Source organism: Streptomyces sp. ADMS (assembly GCF_033441795.1).
In the GTDB taxonomy this organism is placed as follows: Bacteria; Actinomycetota; Actinomycetes; order Streptomycetales; family Streptomycetaceae; genus Streptomyces.
The window spans coordinates 1-225 of record NZ_JAVFVX010000657.1; the positions used below are offsets into that span (position 1 = coordinate 1).

The 225-nt window shown below is 71.6% G+C and carries 1 protein-coding gene; it reads left to right on the plus strand.

The annotated features are described in order from the left end of the window. Positions 1-225, plus strand: a 225-nt coding sequence (locus RB628_RS42375) for a hypothetical protein (RefSeq protein WP_318325879.1), incomplete at both ends; no start/stop codon positions are given.

Sequence of the window (225 nt, forward strand, 5' to 3'; positions counted from 1 at the left end):
AGTCACCGAGTTCCCCTTCGACTCGGACCGCAAGCTGATGACCACGGTGCACAAGAACGGCGCGGGCTACCAGGCGTGCGCCAAGGGAGCGCCGGCGGAACTGCTGGCGCGCTGCGCCGAGATGGACTGGGAGGGGCGGAGCGGGCCGCTGACAGAGCAGGACCGGGCGACAGTGCTCGCGGCGAGTGACGCTCTGGCGTCGCAGGGGCTGCGGGTGCTGGCCGT